We start from the raw sequence: 19,187 nt of genomic DNA, 5'->3' as shown, positions 1-19,187 counted from the left end.
ATGCTGAACTCCATTCCTCTCTAAAAGTCCATAAGGTAACCAGGGATCGTGAGCTAAGATTTGATTCTGAAATCCCTGCAATACCCCTTTCACAGCCCGTCCCAAATCCCCATACCCAAGAATCCCAACAGTTGCGCCTGTCAGCAACTCTGCGTCCTGATTCCCCTCCAACCCGTATTTCTCCAACCCATTTTGAAAATCAGTGTGTGCCTGGTGAACATTTCTTGCCAAAGATAGAGCCATGGCTAGTCCAATTTCACCAACTGCCAGTGCAAAGACAGAACTTGGAGTCAAAACATGAATCGACCTGGAAGCACAATATGTATAGTCCACATTCGGTAAGAAATTCGTTTCAACATTAAAGACGGCCTTCAGCTTTGTTGCTGCAGCAAGACGTGATGAATCCAGAGCTTGTTGGCTGATGATCACATCCATTTGAGGCAACCATTCAGCATACTGAGAGTCTGCCTGCATAGGATTAACTTCAAAAATCTCGTGTTTTGCAAAAGTTTTTCTTCGATCCGCTTCACAGAATATTTCATCTGTAGTACGGGGCCGAGGGTCAAATAAGATCTTCATTTCCCCCCCTTTGTTTATTTTTTATGATTTATGTGGTTTCGGTTATTTAATTTTGTCGTTAAGAAATAGTTGTTCTTGAATTAAATCTCAGTGGTGTTAATAAGACTAATATGTCAGGTATTGATTGTTACCTGAGATTGTAGTCAACTCACCAACCGGTTCTTCCAATCTGAGGAGTCCATCAGTTATATTGAAATTTCTCAGAGATAATTATCAACCCTGGCTTGGGAGCAGAAGATGATCAAACGATTTGCAATAGCGTTGGCACTTGGAAGCCTACTCGCAATGCCGGTTCAGGCGGAAACTTATGGTGTCCTGATGAAGACACTCTCGAATCCGTTCTGGGGTGCAATGGAATTGGGTGTCCGAGAGGGGGCACAAGAAGCAGGGGTCGAATATTACCTTCAAGCTGTTGAGAGTGACCAGGCTGCAGAGCCTCAATTGAATGTCTGCAACACGATGTTGGAACGCAAACCCGATGCGATGATTACAGCAGCTATCAACTCCACTATTCTATTGCCTTGCTTGAAGCGAGCAAATGAAATGGGCATTCCTGTAGTCGATCTTGATGGAAATCTTGATCATAAAATTGCTGCAGATGCAGGAGTAGATATTTCTTTTTCGATTGGCTCTGACAACGTCGCTGCAGGAGCACAAGGCGCTGAATATTTAGTCAACAAGCTTGGCAAGAATGCAAAGGGGCCAGTTTTGGTAATCGAGGGGCTTTCAGGGAACATTACTGGTCAAAAAAGAGCTCGTGGCTTTTCAGATCGCTTAGCTCAGTTAGCTCCTGGTCTCAAAGTGGTTGCATCACTTCCAGGTGATTGGGATCGAGGCAAGGCTGCCAACATCACAAATGACACATTAACTGCCAATCCAGGTCTTGTCGCGATCTTTGCTGCAAATGATGGAATGGCACTTGGTGCTGTGGAAACTGTATTTGCGGCTGGTAAGCAGAGTCAGGTGACTGTTATTGGAGTTGATGGAAATTCTGATGCAGTCAAATCAATCAAATCAGGGCGTCTGAATGCCTCTGTTGCCCAGTTACCCTACTTGGTTGGTAAGCAAGCTGTGGAAAAAGTTGCTGCGATGAAGAAGGGAACCAAGGTTGATCAAGACTGGATTTACGTCCCCACCATGGTTCTTACAAAGGATATTATCGACAAAGGTACTGAGCCGATGCTCAAGTACGTTAAGTAATCTTTTCTATGAGCGGGCTGAGAGGCCCGTTTTCTCAGAATTTCTTAAGGAACTTGGTTTGCTCTCCCGATTGCACATACGTCTAGAATCTCTCATCGTCCTAGTAGTGCTTTCTGCAGGAATGGCACTACTTTCTCCAGTTTTTCTCTCCGTTAACAATCTATTCAATATCATATTAGCCACAGCAACATTTGGGGTACTTGCAATCGGCGCTACGTTTGTGATCAGTTCTGCAGGGCTTGACCTTTCGCTTGGATCTGTTTTGGGGCTTTCTTCTGTGGTAGGAGCCGCATTGGTGGTAACTCTGGAATGGCCTTGGTATTTCGCCATCATTGGTTCGTTAGTTGCGGGGACATTGGCGGGAGCTGTCAACGGCTTCATCGTCACTAGAGGAATGGTCCCTGCCTTTATTGTGACTCTTGGGATGTTGGGGATTGCTCGGGGTCTTGCTTTAATTATTTCAGCAGGCCGTGGGATTTACGGTTTGCCAAATGAAATTCTTTTTCTTGGACAAGCAAGACCACTTGGAGTTCCTACACCAGTTTATATTCTGGTATTAGTTGCAGTTATCTCTCACTACATCCTTGCGCATACCCGATTTGGCCACCACACACTTGCGCTTGGTGACAATGAAGCGGCCGCTAAGGCCACAGGAATTGACATCAATCGACAAAGGATGTTGCTCTACATGCTTTCTGGGTTGATGGCTGGTATCGCTGGGCTGATTTTTACAGCTCGTGTCAATACTGGGGATCCAACGGCAGGTCTCAACTATGAGTTGCTTGCTATCACGGCTGCAATCATCGGAGGAACAAATCTCTTTGGAGGGAGAGGTTCGATTTTGGGAACCATGATTGGTGCCTTGATCATGGGTGTTCTCCAAAACGGTCTGAATTTGCTCGCCGTCCAAGCATACTACCAGCAAATGGCAATCGGCGTGGTTCTGATTGCTGCAGTATGGCTTGATCAAGTCCGTGATAGGAAGAGGTTCTGATGGCATTGTTAAGCTTGAAAGGACTAAATAAATCTTTTGGATCCATTGAGGTTTTAAGAGGAATTGACCTAGAAATAAACCCATCGGAAGTTGTTGGTCTGGTTGGCGATAATGGCGCAGGAAAGTCTACGTTGATGAAGTCCATCACAGGGGTTTATTCCCTAGATGAAGGAAAGATTGGTTTTCAAAATCAGGATGTGACCACCCTTCCTCCTGGTGAAAGAAGGGCTCGTGGTATTGAGATGATTTATCAAGACCTGGCACTTGCTCCCCAACAAGATATAGCAAACAACATATTTCTGGGTAGAGAACCCACTAAACGTCTCTGGGGTTTTCTTCCGGGATTTGTAGATAAAGAAAAGATTGATGCGGAAGCCCTCAAGATGATTGATCGGCTGGGTGCTCGGATACCCTCAATCCATGTCCCTGTTGGAAGATTGTCAGGAGGCCAGCAGCAAACCGTAGCAATTGCGAGGGCTCTGACCTTTGATCCGAAGTTGGTGATTATGGATGAGCCAACAGCAGCTCTCGCTGTTCGTGAGGTAGAAGGAGTTCTGAAGCTGATTGAGCAGATGAGAGATGCTGGAATAGCGGTGATCTTAATCAGCCATCGCTTGAATGATATTTTTGCAGCGTGCCAGCGAATTGTAGTTCTGAGAAGAGGTAGTGTGATTGCGGATCTTCAAAGGGAAGCCACTGATATGAATGAGGTGGTTTCCTTTATTGTGGGTGCTCACGGATAACTGAAAAGGATTTAAATGGCGAAGTTGGGAATACATGCATTCTGCTTCACTCCAGGATGGGAAGCGAATCAAGCTGACAAGTTGCTGCCACCTCTTAAGGAATTGGGAATTAGCGTTGTCGAGCTGCCACTATTGCGACCAGCTGAATTTGATTCGAAGGGAACCAGGCAGGCCTTCCAAAAGCACGGTCTGGGTGTTACTTGTTCTCTAGGTCTCCCTCATCACCTGGATCCGACTAAAGACTTGAAAGCATGCACAGATTTTTTGGACCATGCTCTTCAGGTTGCTGCTGAAGCGGGTTCAAAAATTCTTTCTGGAGTGACTTTTGGTTCGATCGGAAAAACTTCAGGTGCCCCAAGGACAGATGCTGAGTACGATGCGATGTGCATGATGCTTTTACATGCTGCCAGTACTGCAAAATCTTTGGACCTAAGATTGGGATTGGAACCTTGTAACCGCTATGAAACACATCTTTTAAATACTGGAAAGCAAACGATTCAAGCGCTTGACAGAATTGGAGCTGAGAATACTTTCGTTCATCTGGACACATATCATATGAACATTGAAGAAGTGAATATGTCTCAAGGCTGTCAAGACTGTGGAAGCCAACTGGAGTACATTCATCTTTCAGAGTCAAATCGTGGTGTGCCAGGAAGAGGTTGCTTAAACTGGGAAGACACCTTTTTTGGTCTGAAAGCAGTAAATTTTCAGGGGACTATGACCTTGGAGAGCTTCATTTATGTTGATGATGACATCGCAGGAGGTCTAGCTCTTTGGCGTCCAGTTACCGATAGTCCTGAAGATATTTTGAATGTGGGTATCCCCTTCCTTATCAAGAAAGCCAAGGAGGCTGGTCTCAATCTAGAGTGATTTTTCTTTTTATCATGCCCTGAGCCCAATCTCTTTGGGCCTGTCCCTTCTCTTGCTCCTCTTGCAATCCTGAAATAATACTAAATCCCCTCAGTAACTTACCTCACATTATTTGCACAACCTGTGCTTGTGGAGTATTGCAGCAGCAACGGGTTATTCTCCAAAACTGGCCAGGAAGGCAGCATGCAAGCGGTGGCTTTTCAAAATCAAAAGGGTGGTGTCGGTAAATCGACCTTGAGCCTTTTGGTAGCAGAGCAATTAGCACAAATTGGTAGGGAAGTTATCTTTCTTGACAATGATCCTCAGGGAAACTCTACCCAATGGTTCCTGAATCGGCTCACGGATGCAGATTACCCTCTGATCCTCGAAGAACTGCAAACTAAGAATCTTTACAATCTTCTTCAAGAGTTCATCTCACCACAAAATGCGCTGTTGGAGTTGCCTGAAACTTCTCTAAAACTGTTGGCCGCAACACCGAATTACGAACAAGCCAAAACAGCTTTCCGCGATCAACCTGGCCATGAAAACTTGTTCAGAATGCTGCTCAGAGAACTTAGGACGGAGTACCTTGTTTGCGATACGCCTGGTGAACTGTCACTGCTAACCAATTGGAGTTTGTCCATTTGTGATGTGATCGTAATCCCGGTACAGACTGAGATGTTTGCCGTAGAGACCCTACCCATCCAGCTAGAGCGAATACGGACAGCTCGAAAATATCTGAACCCAGAACTTAAGAAGGTTTATCTGCTTCCAAACCTCTTTGATACTCGTCTGAAGTCTTGCCACTACGCTCTTGAATATCTTGTGGATCATTATCGCAATATGTTGATTTTTCATGACGACCATCAGCCACTGTGGATTCCAAAACGTGCTGAGGTGATGGGGTTTATAGATAGTCACGAGCCTGTTCGAAGTGCTGAATTGAAGAATCGTCTGCAGGTTTTGGTGCAGGCCCTATTTCCGGAGTTTACATGACTACTCGCTCACAATATCAGCGCAATGCTTCAAGGCGCAGCCAACATCAAATGACCTCAGATAATGACGGTCAAGAAGTCCTTCAGTTTAATCCTCTCAAGAGGTTGGAATTTGAAACGATTGAATTGGTAAGAAGTATTGAGGCACGTGAACACCGGATGCAACAGGATAAGAGGCAAGTACTCTTCAATATCTACAAAATTTATACAGAGCACTTCGGTGAATTGGAGGAGAAACACCAAAGGGATTTGGCTCTATATATTGAGGAAGTTATACAAGTCCAAGATCGGAAAACTGCTCTCAGCGATGCAAAAATTATTGAGATGATCCAAACTCATGGTTCAGCAGGCTTGCTGGAAATGGATGTCCGTGGGATGCTCTATTCGCTACGTCGGATTGCCTATTTGAAAGATCCCATAAATCCACTCAGAGCTCATCAAAAGCAGAGCGAACTCTTGGAACAGCTGGACAGCATTTCTCGGGAGGACTTGGAACTCTCGCTGAGAATCTTCAGGGAACAAACTAAATTGAGAAACCAAGGCGCCCTTCAAAAAAGTTCTGAGAAATCTTGGCAACAAAAAATTGACCGAAAAAATGGTTGTATCGTTTTATCCCAGATTCCAGCGAAGCGTTTAGACAAACTGAATCGGCTGCTTCTTCAAATGGATGATGAGATTTTGGATGAAATGCTCGGCATGATAGAAAGAAATCATCCCAAGCGTGTTTTGAACTGAAATGAGAAAATTAGATGCCCTTCCAACTTAACTCACTCATTGAATCTGCTGAATTGGCAAATCACTTAGGTGATCCAAATTTGAAAATTATTGACGGTAGTTGGCATCTTCCAAAGGCCAACAGAGACGGTCGCCAAGAGTTTGAAAAAGAGCATATTCCCGGGGCAGTATTTCTGGATTTGGATGAATTATCTGATCAGGATAGTGAATTGCCGCATACCTTTCCAACCGAAGAATATTTTTCAACCAAGATAGGTGAACTGGGAGTTGATAATGAGAGTTGGGTTGTAGTGTATGATTCTACCGGATTGTTTTCTGCAGCTCGAATTTGGTGGATGTTCAGAACTTTTGGTCATCATAAGGTTTCCCTGCTCAATGGGGGCCTCCCAAAATGGAAATCAGAAGGGCGAGAATTGGCTAAGGGTTCGTCAAAAGTTGATCCTGTAAAATTTGAAGCTGTTTTAGAATCTGGACTTGTCATTGACTGGGAAGCGACACAGCTAACATCTCAGAATGAGGAGGCTATAATTCTTGATGCCCGTCCAGCAGAGAGATTTGCTGGTGAAGTTCAAGAACCCAGACCTGGGCTAAGAAGTGGACATATTCCTCATTCGAGAAATCTGCCATTTATGGATTTGCTGGAGGGTCCTTACCGGATGATGATTTCAGAGGAAAATCTAAAAGAGCTTTTTCAAAAATCTGAAATTTTTCAGAACAAGGAGATTGTCTGTTCCTGTGGTTCAGGAGTCACCGCTTGTATCTTGGCTTTGGGTTTACATCTGACAGGCCATGATAATGTCAAAATCTATGATGGTTCCTGGACTGAATGGGGTGGAAGACATGATCTCCCAATTGATACTGGAAGCTAAGATTCAAACAAGCAGAGAAATGCTTGGTAAGCGGTAAATTCGCTTGCCTTCACGGGCTACAATAGCTTCAGCGATCCACTCTGTCTGCTGACCTAACTCCTTCTTCTCAAGAACTTCGACCAGTACGGTTAGCTCATTCGTTCCCGGCCGCACTTCGCCTCTGAATTCCCACTTCCATTCTGAATCTATAGGCCATTCTACTTTTTGAGACTTGGATCGATGAGGAGTCCCTTCGGCCAATGCTCTCAACGCTTGCAGCGCAGCCTCAATCCCCAAAGATCCTGGCATGACTGGATCGTTGTGAAAGTGGCAGGGATAATACCAATCCATGTCTGCAACAAGTCTGCGCCCAACCACTCTTCCTAGTCTTCGTTCACCCCCCTTGGGATCAAGTTGGACTTGATGAAGTAAATATAGATGGCCTAGTTGAGGACAATCCAACCAGGGTAGTTCGGGTGAAGCTTGCCAATCAGGATCTGGATATCTTTGACGCTGTCGTTCAAGGGCCCACTCTGGAAAATATCCAAAAAGAGCAACCCCCTCGAGAAATGGATGATCTGGTGAGAGATCAGTACTCAATTGGTAAGTGAAATGTTCAATAACCTGCCCATCAAAGCGCGTCATTCGGTCAAGTTGAGCTTTTGTCAGAATCTTTCGGTCTCTCAGTTCTGGGCGTTCCAATAACTTTGCGTGTCCCTCCACTAATCTGAAGTGAAGATCGTCATCTGAAAATTCAAAAATGCTTCCCATCCAAGCTCCCAGGAAACCACAGGGTTGGAGGGCTATTTCCAATAATATGCTTGCTGGTAAGGGTGCGATGCTGGTCTCATCGGAGAAATACCAGTTCATTTCGTTCATATCGTATTCAGCAATCAAACTTGCTGGCTTTGAAAAGTTCCTTGGTTCTCCTGATACTTCCTGAACCCTGGTGAGTAGCTTGAGATCTAAGCAGGGATTGCGCTGAACAAAAGGTCTCGCATCAAAGGGGGCGTAATGTGCTCCAAAACATTTGGCGACTGAGCCATCAGCAAAATTCTGAATAGCCACTTCATCGTAAGCAGGTTTTGCCTTATTGTCTGGTTTAGCCACAATTGAAAAGTTGATCACGTCAGATTTCTTCTCAACTAAACGCACCCCAACATCTCTAAAGTCAACAACAATTCGATCTTCAACAAGCACATCAATGTTGGCGATCATAAAAGGTTCTGGATACAGACCAATTTCTTTGACTTCAAGTCGATAGGTCATCAAAGAATCGGAGGGAATGACTTGGCCCCTACAGCGCACAATTTGTGGAAGGTTGAGGATCGGTTCAAAGCTAGCGTCCTCAGTAAGAGTCTGAAGTCCTAGGTAAAGCATGTAGAATTGAAGCAATTGAACGCAGCCTTCTGCGATCAGCGAACCGGCCATAACAGGATCCTTGTAGAAGTGGCAAGTAAAGTACCAGTCGTCTGGACGAAGTTGCTTCTCTGATTCCACAATCCCCAATCCCCAAGCGCCACCTTTGCGATCCACATTCAAAATGCGATCATTCATTAGTAGTTGTTCTGGTGCCATCCTCAGGGAAGAATTTTTTTGGTTCTGATCATACTCTCCACCAAAGCATTTTGATGGATGACCTTGAACCAAGTGCAATAATTCCTCTCGTTCAAAAGCTGTCTGATTACAGTGAAGTAGAGGAGTGAAATTAGTCTGCTGAATCTGTTGACGAGCCTGAATTTCATTCTCAGTATGAATCACCCCCTTGCCCTGATCGAGCTCTTCTTTAGTAAAGAACCCTGCACATCCACCATCCATTCTGAGCACCATCTGAGCACCAACGAAGCACTCGTAATGGAAGAAAAATAGTAGGCTTTCGCCATGTTTCGCAAAGGAGTCTATGTGAATTTCATACCTTAATGTTTGGCCGCCCCTTGGGAGGGCAGCCATGAATGTCATTGTACAATCGAGCAGGCGATAGACTCGGTTTCCTCTATTTTGAAAATCAATTCCAAGATAGCTGATCAGCATTAAGTCACACTGACCAGACTCAATCGCTACAGCCCAAGGAATGCGCTCATCGGTAGCAAACCATGCCTGTGTGGGGATGTCATATTCAGTAGTGATGCAGCAGGGTTTGAATTGGTGAGGCTCTGCTTCCAGTTCTGTAACTCTTGTAACGAGCAGATAGGGATCCAAAGGCAACCGAACACAGCGTTCATAGCTGTCTATGATTGCGTAGTCCTGACCGAATACTTCAGCAATTCTTCCCCCAGCAAACTCAAGTAAGTCTTGATGATCAAAAACTACTTTTTTCCCAGTGTTGTCAGTTTTAAAAGTATTCCCTGTGATCGTCCCCAACGTTTTAGGAGCGGAACTTTGATTCGCTTCCTTGCCAATGATTAGAAATTCTGGTGAAGGTGTGTTTTCTTGAATTGGTGAAATTTGGGTTAATTCAACTGGACGAATTGATTGTAGAAGATTTTGAACCATTCCTCTAAAAGCAGTTTCTCTGAAGTTGAGGAAAGTTCGGTGTGCTTGATGGTGGCTTTGTGGGCTATATAGATGAAAGCCTGAAGGTAAAGTTGGCTTTGATGAGATTTCAGGGTCAAACAGTTTATGTTCGATCAGACGCAACCAATTTTGCAATGCTGGTTCTTGCTGAAGCAGGAGCTTAAACTTGTCTTGAATTCTATCAGACCCCAGAACTACCTTTCGAATAAGTTGTTGATTAGAATTGGATTTTGTCCCTGATAATGGATTTTTTTGGAGGTTGTCTGCTTGACTTAGAAGGCCGCCAATCAATCTCAGCATTCCATTTGCTGCCCCACAATGCCCGAATAGTTCCTCAACTAGTTCACTTTCTAATTCTAGGCCATCTAGGGCCTGATAGATTTTAGTGGCATTTCTGGAATCTAGGTTTTGAAGAACTATGGCTCCCCCACCCTCCCCCAAAATACAATCCTCTTTAGTGGAAAGCATCCTTTCCAAATTTGCCTGAAGGTCCACAGCAACCAAAACAAGACCATCGAGATCTTCCTCGGAAAAAAGCCATTTGGTGATTTGTAGGCATTTCTCAATAGAATCTTCACCCATAGAAACAGTAAAAGCGGGCCCATGAAAATCATGAATTGCAGCTATTCTTGAAGCTATCAGGTTGCCAATGGTACTTGTAAAGCTGTTTACGGTTTCTGGTTGAGGCCACGACTGACGAATGATTTCAAGCAATAGGTTTAATTGATTTTGTGAGTTTTCATTATCAACTAATTCGCCAAAAGCCTGACGTAATTGAGCTTCTAACTGAAGTCTTCCCCGGAACTGGTGAAGTTCAGCATCAGTTTCCATGGCGATCAAGACCGCTACTTTACTGCCGCATTCCAATCCTGCGTCCTGGATCGCTTTCTCAGCCAAATGAATCGCCAAAAGCTGCTGAGGGATAAGTTGTTCTTTTTCATGAGGAGGCAGTTTTAGTTCTCTTAAATCAATATCAAATGACTCCAAGAATGCAGCTTTTTGGACTGAAGAAGTCTCCATTCCTCGCCACCTTGTAGGGGGCAAGGGGCTAATCTGGGTTTCACGCTGCTGTAGCACCTCAGCCATTTGAAGGCGATCTGAACAACCTCCAAAACAAGCTTCAAATCCAGTTACATGAATGGATAATTTTTGATTTTGGATCGAGTCATTTGATGACTCATGAATCTGGTCCTGAAGAATCAGGTGTGCATTCGTTCCCCCAAAACCAAAGGAATTGATTGCTCCAATGCGCGGATTTTCTGACTTTAGCCACTTAGAGGGTGATCTTACGATTTTGCCTTCAGGCAGTTGAGGGTTTTCAATGCGGATCGAAGCAGGAATTGATTGGGTTTCAAAAGCACCAAGAATTTTACCAATGCTGCTCATTCCAGCTGCAGTGAGCATGTGCCCAACATTGGATTTAACGGAGCCCAACAGGGGTGTTTTTTCACTGTAGAAATCTGAGATTGACTGTGCTTCAACACGATCCCCCAAGGGGGTTCCTGTGGCATGGCATTCAAGATAATTGACTTCACTGGGATTAAGGGCGGCTTCCTCATAGGCTCGCTCATAGGCCCTTTTTTGGCCAACAGGGTTAGGGCTTAGTACAAATTTACCTTTACCATCATTGGACCATCCACTCCCTCGAATAACACCTAAGATGTGTGGGGACTGATTTTTTGCATCTTCAAATCTGCGAAGTAAGACCATCCCGACCCCTTCACTCGCATAAAGACCCTGGGAGTTTTTATCGAGTGGAGCGCTGGTCTCATTGTTTTCCGGATATGCTTGTAGCAGTGAGAATCCTGAGTGAATGAAAAAAGGATCTGCAGCGCTTACTGCTCCAGCAAGAATCCAGTCAACATCCCCATTTCGGAGGGCCAAGCAACCCAGCCGAATGGCATATAAAGAAGAAGCACAAGCTGCATCAATTGAAAACGTGCATTCCCCAAGGCCAAGTTCTCTTTTCAGAAATTTAGCAGGACCACTTGCTGTTGACAGATGTTGATTCCCTTCTGTTGAGCTTGATTTCGAAAATTGAGGCAATTCAAAACTTTTAGCACCACAAGCTTCGCGCAGCTCTCTTTCCCAGAACTCCTTATAGAAATCCATCGTAGTTTGATTTGATGTTCGCGTCGGAAACGAGAGATTCCCAAGGATGAGGCCTCCTCGAGGGTGTTTGGCTTTCTCTGCCTCTATACCCCCTTGAGAAAGAGCCTGTCTAGCAACTTGCAGGGGCCATCGATAGGACGGGTCAAGATTTCTCCAATCTTCCTCTGCCCAGCCTGCTGGTTTAACGACCTTCTGTTCATCAATGTACCCACCCTGCAGACAATAAATTCTGTGGAGTGTTCCTCTTGTTGATGCAAAAAACTGCTGAGTTGGCAGAGAAAAATCTTCGTCAGTTGCTTCCCTCCAGGATGGTCGTTCTTCATTGAGAAAATTAGCAAAAGACTCTAGTGAATCTCCATCAGGAAAGAGGCACGCAAAGCCAGTAATAGCGATTGGAGAGGTCATGAGATGATTTGAATTTGAGCCAGAGGAATGGTTGGCAAATTTATTTGTTTTTTGGGATTCGCCAATGAGCGATTAGCCCTGCGATTAAGGTAAAGGTGAGCAAATAATGGACAGTTACAGGAATTTTCAGTTCGTTGCCCCAAAGAAGTAGAACAAGGCCGCTAATCACCAGACCGATTCCGGAGATCAGTTGCAAAGAGCCGGATAGCATGGTCCAAGAAAATTTTACAAGCCGACTTCTATGAGTACTGAGATGATCAATGGCATACATGGGGAAAATCACAATGAAGAAGAAACCAACCCAGATATGCAATAGTGAAATAAAGAGATCTTCTTCATCAATGGGAAGGCTGTCCTGCCAAGTCAAAACAAGACCCGTCACGACTAAGAAGCAGGCACTTGCAATAACAAGTCGTCTCATCCCTTGGATTTGTTCTGAAACAAAGGTTTTAATTTTTTACTGAAGGTTACTGCAACTCCTTCGAAGCGAAGCACACAATTATTTGATTCATCCAAGAAAACCAAGTTGGCAAGCAGTTGAGAGGTCCCTGACAGTTTTTCATCCTCAATTTTGATTCTGTATTTAGAACTTCGGAGAGGAGCGAGAAATGAGCCGCTTTCAATGGACAATGGTAGGCTCGGTAAGTTCGTCATTTCACGCCCTTTGACTAGCATCGCCTGCAGCCCTGCATCCAGCAAAAGTGGAGCAAATTGATTTTCAACCCAATTCTTAATTTTCTCAGTTGGGACTTGAGGCAGATTCACATCAAAAGAACTAATCCCGTTCTTTGCGTTTGACGAAGTTGAGAGCACTTTGAAGTAGTTTTCATGAAAGAGGGTGCCGTTTTCATAAGCTTCAAATAGTGATGGCTCCCAAGGATGGGCAACAATTTGTCCGGTTGGTTGAGGGGCAGAAGCAGCGAGGACAACCTCGACATGATAGTGTTGTTTAGGGAGTGATTTCTTCTTCTCTGAGCTTTGTAAAGCAACACTAATTTGAATCGTTTCATTAGATTCACTTACAAAACTGCTCTTAATCGTAAAACAATTCGAGATCTGTTCATCAAAGCGGAGTCCCTGAAGAACTTTAAAATTTTGAAATTTTTCGACTTTGTAACCTTGATAGTGATCCTCTGACGATCGGAGAAGCAAAGCAAGTGCGTAGGTCGCTGGCAGAACAGGAACCCCTCCAATCGAGTGTTCTGTGAAAAGAGTGTTGTCTACGAGTTTTAGAGTAATCGACTCTTCCCAATTTTTTGGGGAAATGGGTAAATCTTTTCCCCGAATATCGTTGCCAACGACTAAAACTGGTGAAGGAAGTTGATTATTGCTTAAAGCTGTTTCTGCAAAGATCTTTGCGCCTTCTCCTCTCGGGATGACTTGAACCCCTCTCTGCTGAAAAAGTTTTTTCAAATTCTCATCCACCATTCCTCCATCCCAAGGACCCCAATTGTAACTGACGACCTTAACGTGTGGATGGTTTTTGTGTAGATCCCAAGCTATTTGATTTATCGTTTCATTGGCAATTGCGTAATCCGACTGCCCTGGATTTCCAAAAAAACCTGCTCCTGAAGAAAATAACAAGACATGGCTAAGTTTTGAAGAATCTAGCACTTTCCAAAGATTACGGAATCCGTTGATCTTTGTGCCATAAACTAGATCAAAATCCTTAATCAATTTTTGTTCAAGCTTCCGATCAGCAAGAACACCTGCTCCATGAATCAGACCAGTGATCTCTCCATGTTGCTCGGTGATTGGCTTAATGGTATCTCCCAATCCACTCTGATCGGAGATGTTTGCTTGAACATAAATAGGAGTTGCCCCCAATTCCTTGAGCTTTTGGATCGTTCGGATGATTTCACGGCTTGCTTGAACCTGCTTGATCATCTGATTAATCAACTTGGGGTTTGTCTTCTCTCTTTTATTTGTGATTTTCTTCAAGACAGCTTCTTTTAAATCTTTGTCAGGGACTTCAGAAGCCCAGGCTGGTTCCTCTGCAAGTGCTGTCCTTCCGAGTAAAATGAAAGTGTCTGGACTTTGTTTGGCAAGTGCGAGCAGGCAATCTGAGGTGACTCCTTTGGCACCGCCACTAACAAGCCAAACTCTGGATGAAAGAGGTAGTTCTTGTTGAGTTAACTGAGGGACATGAAGAACTCTTTCAAATTCCCATCTTTGGAGATTTTGATCCCACCCAACTTGGTTTCGACTCAGATTTGGGTCATTCCATTCCTGCCATACTAAATCAGCAAACTTTGCTGATTCAAAATCTCTATGTAAATCAATATAACGCCCATGAGTGGCGACCCATTCAGCCTGAACTGTTTTTGCCAAAGCAGAAAGGCTTTGAGCAACTTGGAATGATCCATTTTCAGAGGAACCAAGCTTTCCAGATCCTTGAGCTACGTATAAGATAGCGCTGTCTGAAGCTAACCTACTCTTTATGGCACCAGAAAAAATCAAAGCATGTTGAAGCCAGACATCCCCATCAGTATCCAATTCTTCTTTAGATTCAATTTTCCTGGGATGTAACCAAATAACACCTTGGAATAGCTGGTTGCCCAAAAGAATTTTGTTGATTTCTTCTCTCAGACTCATCGCATCTTCATGTGGACTCCACTTAATTTGCTTCATGGAAAGAGAATCAATCTCAAAGCCGTTTGATTCCCATAGTTCTTTGATTGCACTTAGATGGTCAGCATCATTATGCACCACTAAGATAGAACCAATTTGTCTGGAGATTTGATGCGGAGGAGGTATCGGAGTGAGGACTGCCCAAGCAAGTTCGGGTTGGGATGCCTCAGAATTCAGATTTTTTTTTTTGGAGGATCCGCAGAAAAAGTCTCAAGAATTTCACCAAGTGTTCTACGATCAGCTAATTCATCGGCTTGGACTTGCAGATCAGGAAGGTTTTCTTGCAGAGCACCGAGGATTTCGACTCTTTTGATGGAATCAATGCCGAGGTCAGCCTCAAGATCCATGTTCAATTCGAGCATATCATTTGGATAACCAGTCTTGTCTGCGACAATATTCAGGAGGATATCCTGAATATTTGGGGTTGAATTTTCTGAATCAGGGGAGCTTTCGTTATTTGAGAAGGAAGGGTTCAGTGTGGTTTCTTCAGGTTGAAGAATATTTAAAATCTGTCCCAGAGTTCTTTGCTCGGCTAGTTCATCAGCTTGGACTTTCAGATCAGGAAGTTTTTCTTGGAGTGCACCGAGGATTTCAACTCTTTTGATGGAGTCAATGCCTAGGTCAGCTTCTAAGTCCATATCTATCTCCAACATTTCTGTCGGATAGCCAGTTTTTTCAGCAACGATTTCAAGGAGAACAATCTGAACTGAGCTTGAGACAATGGTTGTTTGGGAGACAGAACTGCTAATCGGTTTAGAATATGAAGCACTGAATTCAGGTGCACCCTGAGGTGCAGATATTGTGGAATTTGGTACGGGTAGAGATGGGCTTAAGTTTATAGTTGGTGCAGAAATGAATTCTGTTGGGGGATTAAATTTCGGTAGCACCTCTGACTGAACTGGACTACTTGTTGAAACCGTACTTAATGAGGGAATTCTGGGCATTTGACTAACATTACCTTCAGTATTAAGACCCCATTGCAGAGCTATTTGTGTTTGTTCGCTTTGTCCCTTTAGATATTGTTCGTGAATCTTAAGCGTTTCTTGCTGGTGCTGATGGAACCACTGTAAATTTTGTTGAACGCCTGCGGGCAAATCAGTCAACTTACCATCAGAATCACGGCTAAATTGCTGAAGTACTTGCCAAAAAGCTCGAGCATATTCCATCTGTTGGGCTAGATACTGTTGGTGCGTTTTGAGCACCTCTTGTTGATGCTGATAGAAATCCTGAATGGGATGGTAGTTAGACGAGTCTTGCTCTTTGTTATTCACTGGATTTTTCGTCAATGTTTTTGGGGTTGGATAGGGAGTTGCGTTTTCGGTGATTTTTAAGTTGGGCTTTGCCTCACCCTCAGAGTGATTGGGTTCATGTGTAGAGGTTCTTTTCAAACTTTGGATTTCGCAATCTTTCCCAATGAACTTTGCAAATTCTGACCTAGTCGTCTCACTAACATAGTTGCCTCCATGTAATCGAACATTCGCTTTGGAGGGACTGGTTACAAAGGACTGATATTCACGTTGATGAGGATCTAATTTTGTAAGCGGTAAACCCAAAACCTGAAGTCGAATAAATGCTTCCCGAAACTGGCGTGAACTGTCTTCTTTTGGATTGGGATTTAATGCAACTCCATAAATCTCTTTGCCTTGAAGGATGTTCTCTGTGAGTTTGGTTAGCACATTCTTGGGTCCGAATTCGATAAAAACACGGGCACCTGCTTCGTATAAGTTTTCAATTTGTTGTTTGAATCGAACGGACTCCAAAATGTGTGCTTGCAGCATTTCTTTGATTTTAATGGGTTCCGTGGGATAGGCCTTTGCTGTTTGATTCGAGAATACTGGAACCCTGGCTTTATTGAATTGAGAACTTTGAATGGCTAATGAAAAAGGTTTTTGGGCGTGACCCACTAAAGGAGTGTGGAAAGCTGCAGAAACTGGGAGTGGGATCACCGAAAACCGCTTTGATTTAAAGAATGCAAATGCTTTTTCGATCTGTTCTTTTGGCCCAGCGATCACAACTTGCTTGTTCGAATTGAAATTAGCGACTTTCAAATCTGGAAAGTCCTCCAAGAGTCCCTCAACTGTTTCTACCTTGCCCATCACAGCCATCATGGTTCCAGCGTCAAAATCTGGATCATCTGGTGCAGCCATAGCTTTACCCCGTGCTACAGCTAATCTGTAATAGTCATCGTCGTTGATTACTCCTGCAGCCCAGAGAGCGCTTAATTCACCAAAGCTGTGCCCAGAGGTGAAATCCACCTGTAGCCCTCTTGCTTGCAGCAACCGGAACATTCCTCCACTTAGAGCACCAATCGCAGGTTGAGCATTCTCAGTTTTTTGTAGTTGTAGGTTTTGGGTCTCTTGCTCATTTTCCTCAAAACTTGAAATCGCAAATACTAGTTTTGAAAGTGGATCTCTCTCATCCTCTCGAAAGAGTTGATCAATTTCTTGAAAATCAAATTGGATTTCAGGGAATTCAAGAAAAAGTTCTCGGCCCATTTGCAGATATTGGGACCCTTGTCCACAAAACAAAGCTGCAACTTTTCCCTCACAATCCAACCCTGACTGCCGATAGAAAAGACTAGATTTTTGGCTCCACTCAAATTTTTCAGGTTCTTTTCCCCAAGTAATCAGGGCCTCTTGCAATGCTTGGATCGACTCACCAGGGGAGTGAGTTACAAATCCTAATCGAGCATGATCCTTAGCTGGTGGTTTTGCCTGATTGCCCTTTTCTAAGAGATCCTTATGTCCTGCTTCTGGAGTTGAAGAGAGTTGATCTAATAGGGTTTTACAAAGTTCTTGGAGTTCTAAAGGATTCTCTGCGGAAAGCAGAACAGGCTGTGGAACTCGATTCAACCTGTAATAGGTCGAGTCAGTTTGATCTTCCTCCAAAATAAAATGAAAATTACTTCCACCAAACCCAAAAGCGCTGACACCTGCCCGCCTGGGATGTGAACCCCTGATCCAAGGTCTTGATTTTTTGCAGAAATAGAAGGGAGTTTCACTTAATCGTAGATCTGGATGGGGAGTTTCCAGTTGATTGAGAGGTGGAAGGATTTTGTGGTGAAGTGAAAGAGCGATCTTTATAAACCCTGCTACACCAGCTGCAGCCTTCGTGTGACCAATTTGAGCCTTAACGGTTCCCAAGGCAATCTGGTTTTTCTGCTCAGACGCGTAAGCAGTCCTGAGTCCAGAAAACTCAGTAATGTCACCTGCCTTAGTCCCTGTTCCGTGTGCTTCTATTAGTCCAATTCCTGAATTATTTTCTACATTTGCATCAGCCTGAGCCCTTTGAATAGCTAAAACTTGACCCTCTTCCCTGGGAGCATAGATGCTTTTGAAACGTCCATCACTTGAGGAACCAACACCTATAATTTTAGCATAGATGCGATCACCATCGCGCTCAGCGTCTTCCAAACGCTTCAAAACCACCAAGCCTAAACCTTCACCGATCATGATGCCTTCCGAATTTTTGTCAAAAGGCTGGACCTGATCACGTTTAGTGAAGGCGGGTGTTTTACTGAAACACATATACATGAAGGGGGAGTTGTCTGTGTCGACTCCACCAGTCAACATCACATCACAGCGTCCTTCCCTGAGTTCGGAAATGGCCATCTTCATTGCAGCCAGGGAACTTCCACAAGCAGCGTCTACAACACAATTGGTGCCGCCAAGATTAAGCCGATTGGCGACTCTTCCAGCAATCACATTCCCAAGGAGTCCCGGAAATGAGTTTTCTTCCCACCTGACGTAGGCAGACTTAAATCGTTTAACCAGTTCTTCGGAGGTTTCTTGGTCAAGACCAGCACTCGAAAGAACTGATCTCCAGATGGGTTCTTGTAGTCGAGAAGTTAAAGAACCCATCAACTTCTGCCCGCCACAAACTCCAAGAATGATTCCAGTTTTAGATAATATTGGTGACTCTTCTTCTCCTATTCCAGCATCAAGCAAAGCGGTCTTTGCTAAGACCAGAGTCAATAACTGTGATGAGTCAGTGACTTCAAGGATTTTTGGAGGAAGCCCAAAATCCACTGGGTTGAAATCAATTTCTGGAACAAATCCGCCCTTCTTACAGTAGGTTTTGTCTGATTTGCTTGGATCAGGATCGTAGTAATCTTCAAGATTCCAACGATTCGAAGGAATCTCTTGGAGGAAATCATTACCTGAGAGGATGTTGTTCCAATAATTCTGGAGATCTTTTGCACCTGGAAAAAGTGCGGAAAGTCCAACAACTGCGATTGGGGAATCAGCCAAGCGATTGGATTTACTAGAACTCTTGAGAGACATTAAAAAAACTCAATTCTGGCGTTCACTTTCCTCCTGGAAATGCCTGGGATATGACTGGAGGAATGCTTTGGTTTGCAAATAAGATTCCCCAAGCTTCTGCAAATATGATCCTGAAACAGGCAGAGTTATCAATTCGAATCTAAAAAATTAATCATAAGCCAATTCAGAATGAACGACTTCAGAGCTGATTAGCGCTCTAATTGATAATTTTAGGGGTTGGCGCAGTTGCTTCGTTTAGACAAATGAAATAATCTCCGAAATTTGGAAATCTAACGATGTAATGTCCTCACTGTGCTCAT

The 19,187-nt window shown here is 44.0% G+C and carries 12 protein-coding genes; 7 read left to right on the top strand and 5 right to left on the bottom strand.

Annotation, left to right across the window (positions count from 1 at the left end; genetic code table 11):
• On the bottom strand, positions 1 to 579 hold a 579-nt coding region (locus tag P8O70_12910; GenBank protein MDG2197759.1), incomplete at its 3' end, for an NAD(P)-dependent oxidoreductase.
• Between the two features lie 237 nt (positions 580 to 816).
• Here P8O70_12910 and P8O70_12905 point away from each other — a divergent pair.
• From P8O70_12905 to sseA, 7 genes are all read left to right on the top strand, one after another.
• Positions 817 to 1,779, top strand: coding sequence for a substrate-binding domain-containing protein (locus tag P8O70_12905; protein ID MDG2197758.1), 963 nt, complete (start codon positions 817 to 819; stop codon positions 1,777 to 1,779).
• 58 nt (positions 1,780 to 1,837) lie between these two features.
• Positions 1,838 to 2,773 (top strand): ABC transporter permease, encoded by a 936-nt coding sequence (locus P8O70_12900; protein MDG2197757.1) that lies wholly within the window; start codon positions 1,838 to 1,840, stop codon positions 2,771 to 2,773.
• Positions 2,773 to 3,516, top strand: a complete 744-nt coding sequence (locus P8O70_12895; protein MDG2197756.1) for an ATP-binding cassette domain-containing protein — start codon at positions 2,773 to 2,775, stop codon at positions 3,514 to 3,516. The genes P8O70_12900 and P8O70_12895 overlap by 1 nt, the downstream gene beginning before the upstream one ends.
• 15 nt (positions 3,517 to 3,531) lie before the next feature.
• Complete coding sequence (locus tag P8O70_12890) at positions 3,532 to 4,386, top strand: sugar phosphate isomerase/epimerase (GenBank protein MDG2197755.1); 855 nt, start codon at positions 3,532 to 3,534, stop codon at positions 4,384 to 4,386.
• A 183-nt stretch (positions 4,387 to 4,569) separates the two neighbouring features.
• The gene (locus tag P8O70_12885) at positions 4,570 to 5,361 is read left to right on the top strand and encodes a ParA family protein (protein ID MDG2197754.1); all 792 of its coding nucleotides are present in this window, start codon (positions 4,570 to 4,572) and stop codon (positions 5,359 to 5,361) included.
• The gene (locus tag P8O70_12880) at positions 5,358 to 6,095 is read left to right on the top strand and encodes a hypothetical protein (protein MDG2197753.1); all 738 of its coding nucleotides are present in this window, start codon (positions 5,358 to 5,360) and stop codon (positions 6,093 to 6,095) included. Before P8O70_12885 ends, P8O70_12880 begins: the two co-directional genes overlap by 4 nt.
• Before the next feature lie 14 nt (positions 6,096 to 6,109).
• The gene (gene sseA, locus P8O70_12875) at positions 6,110 to 6,964 is read left to right on the top strand and encodes a 3-mercaptopyruvate sulfurtransferase (GenBank protein ID MDG2197752.1); all 855 of its coding nucleotides are present in this window, start codon (positions 6,110 to 6,112) and stop codon (positions 6,962 to 6,964) included.
• A 3-nt stretch (positions 6,965 to 6,967) separates the two neighbouring features.
• Here the strand turns inward: sseA and P8O70_12870 are convergent, their stop codons facing one another.
• The 4 genes from P8O70_12870 to P8O70_12855 form a co-directional block, all read right to left on the bottom strand.
• Entirely contained in the window at positions 6,968 to 11,974 is a 5,007-nt protein-coding gene (locus P8O70_12870) for a beta-ketoacyl synthase N-terminal-like domain-containing protein (protein ID MDG2197751.1), read from the bottom strand.
• A gap of 40 nt (positions 11,975 to 12,014) precedes the next feature.
• The gene (locus P8O70_12865) at positions 12,015 to 12,395 is read right to left on the bottom strand and encodes a hypothetical protein (protein MDG2197750.1); all 381 of its coding nucleotides are present in this window, start codon (positions 12,393 to 12,395) and stop codon (positions 12,015 to 12,017) included.
• Positions 12,392 to 14,605 carry an SDR family NAD(P)-dependent oxidoreductase gene (locus P8O70_12860; protein ID MDG2197749.1) on the bottom strand — a complete coding sequence of 738 codons (2,214 nt, stop codon included), beginning with the start codon at positions 14,603 to 14,605 and terminating at the stop codon, positions 12,392 to 12,394. Before P8O70_12860 ends, P8O70_12865 begins: the two co-directional genes overlap by 4 nt.
• 173 nt (positions 14,606 to 14,778) lie before the next feature.
• Positions 14,779 to 18,888 (bottom strand): beta-ketoacyl synthase N-terminal-like domain-containing protein, encoded by a 4,110-nt coding sequence (locus tag P8O70_12855; GenBank protein MDG2197748.1) that lies wholly within the window; start codon positions 18,886 to 18,888, stop codon positions 14,779 to 14,781.
• Between the last annotated feature and the right edge of the window lie 299 nt (positions 18,889 to 19,187).

The organism is SAR324 cluster bacterium (assembly GCA_029245725.1).
Classification (GTDB): domain Bacteria; phylum SAR324; class SAR324; order SAR324; family NAC60-12; genus JCVI-SCAAA005.
This window is presented reverse-complemented; position numbering and strand designations above follow the sequence as displayed.

Bases quoted from the DNA above. Each gene is read 5' to 3' on its own strand.
- P8O70_12905 (MDG2197758.1), top strand. From the start codon at position 817: ATGATCAAACGATTTGCAATAGCGTTGGCACTTGGAAGCCTACTCGCA.
- P8O70_12895 (MDG2197756.1), top strand. From the start codon at position 2,773: ATGGCATTGTTAAGCTTGAAAGGACTAAATAAATCTTTTGGATCCATT.
- P8O70_12890 (MDG2197755.1), top strand. From the start codon at position 3,532: ATGGCGAAGTTGGGAATACATGCATTCTGCTTCACTCCAGGATGGGAA.
- P8O70_12885 (MDG2197754.1), top strand. From the start codon at position 4,570: ATGCAAGCGGTGGCTTTTCAAAATCAAAAGGGTGGTGTCGGTAAATCG.
- P8O70_12880 (MDG2197753.1), top strand. From the start codon at position 5,358: ATGACTACTCGCTCACAATATCAGCGCAATGCTTCAAGGCGCAGCCAA.
- sseA (MDG2197752.1), top strand. From the start codon at position 6,110: ATGCCCTTCCAACTTAACTCACTCATTGAATCTGCTGAATTGGCAAAT.
- P8O70_12870 (MDG2197751.1), bottom strand. From the start codon at position 11,974: ATGACCTCTCCAATCGCTATTACTGGCTTTGCGTGCCTCTTTCCTGAT.
- P8O70_12865 (MDG2197750.1), bottom strand. From the start codon at position 12,395: ATGAGACGACTTGTTATTGCAAGTGCCTGCTTCTTAGTCGTGACGGGT.
- P8O70_12860 (MDG2197749.1), bottom strand. From the start codon at position 14,605: ATGAAGCAAATTAAGTGGAGTCCACATGAAGATGCGATGAGTCTGAGA.
- P8O70_12855 (MDG2197748.1), bottom strand. From the start codon at position 18,888: ATGTCTCTCAAGAGTTCTAGTAAATCCAATCGCTTGGCTGATTCCCCA.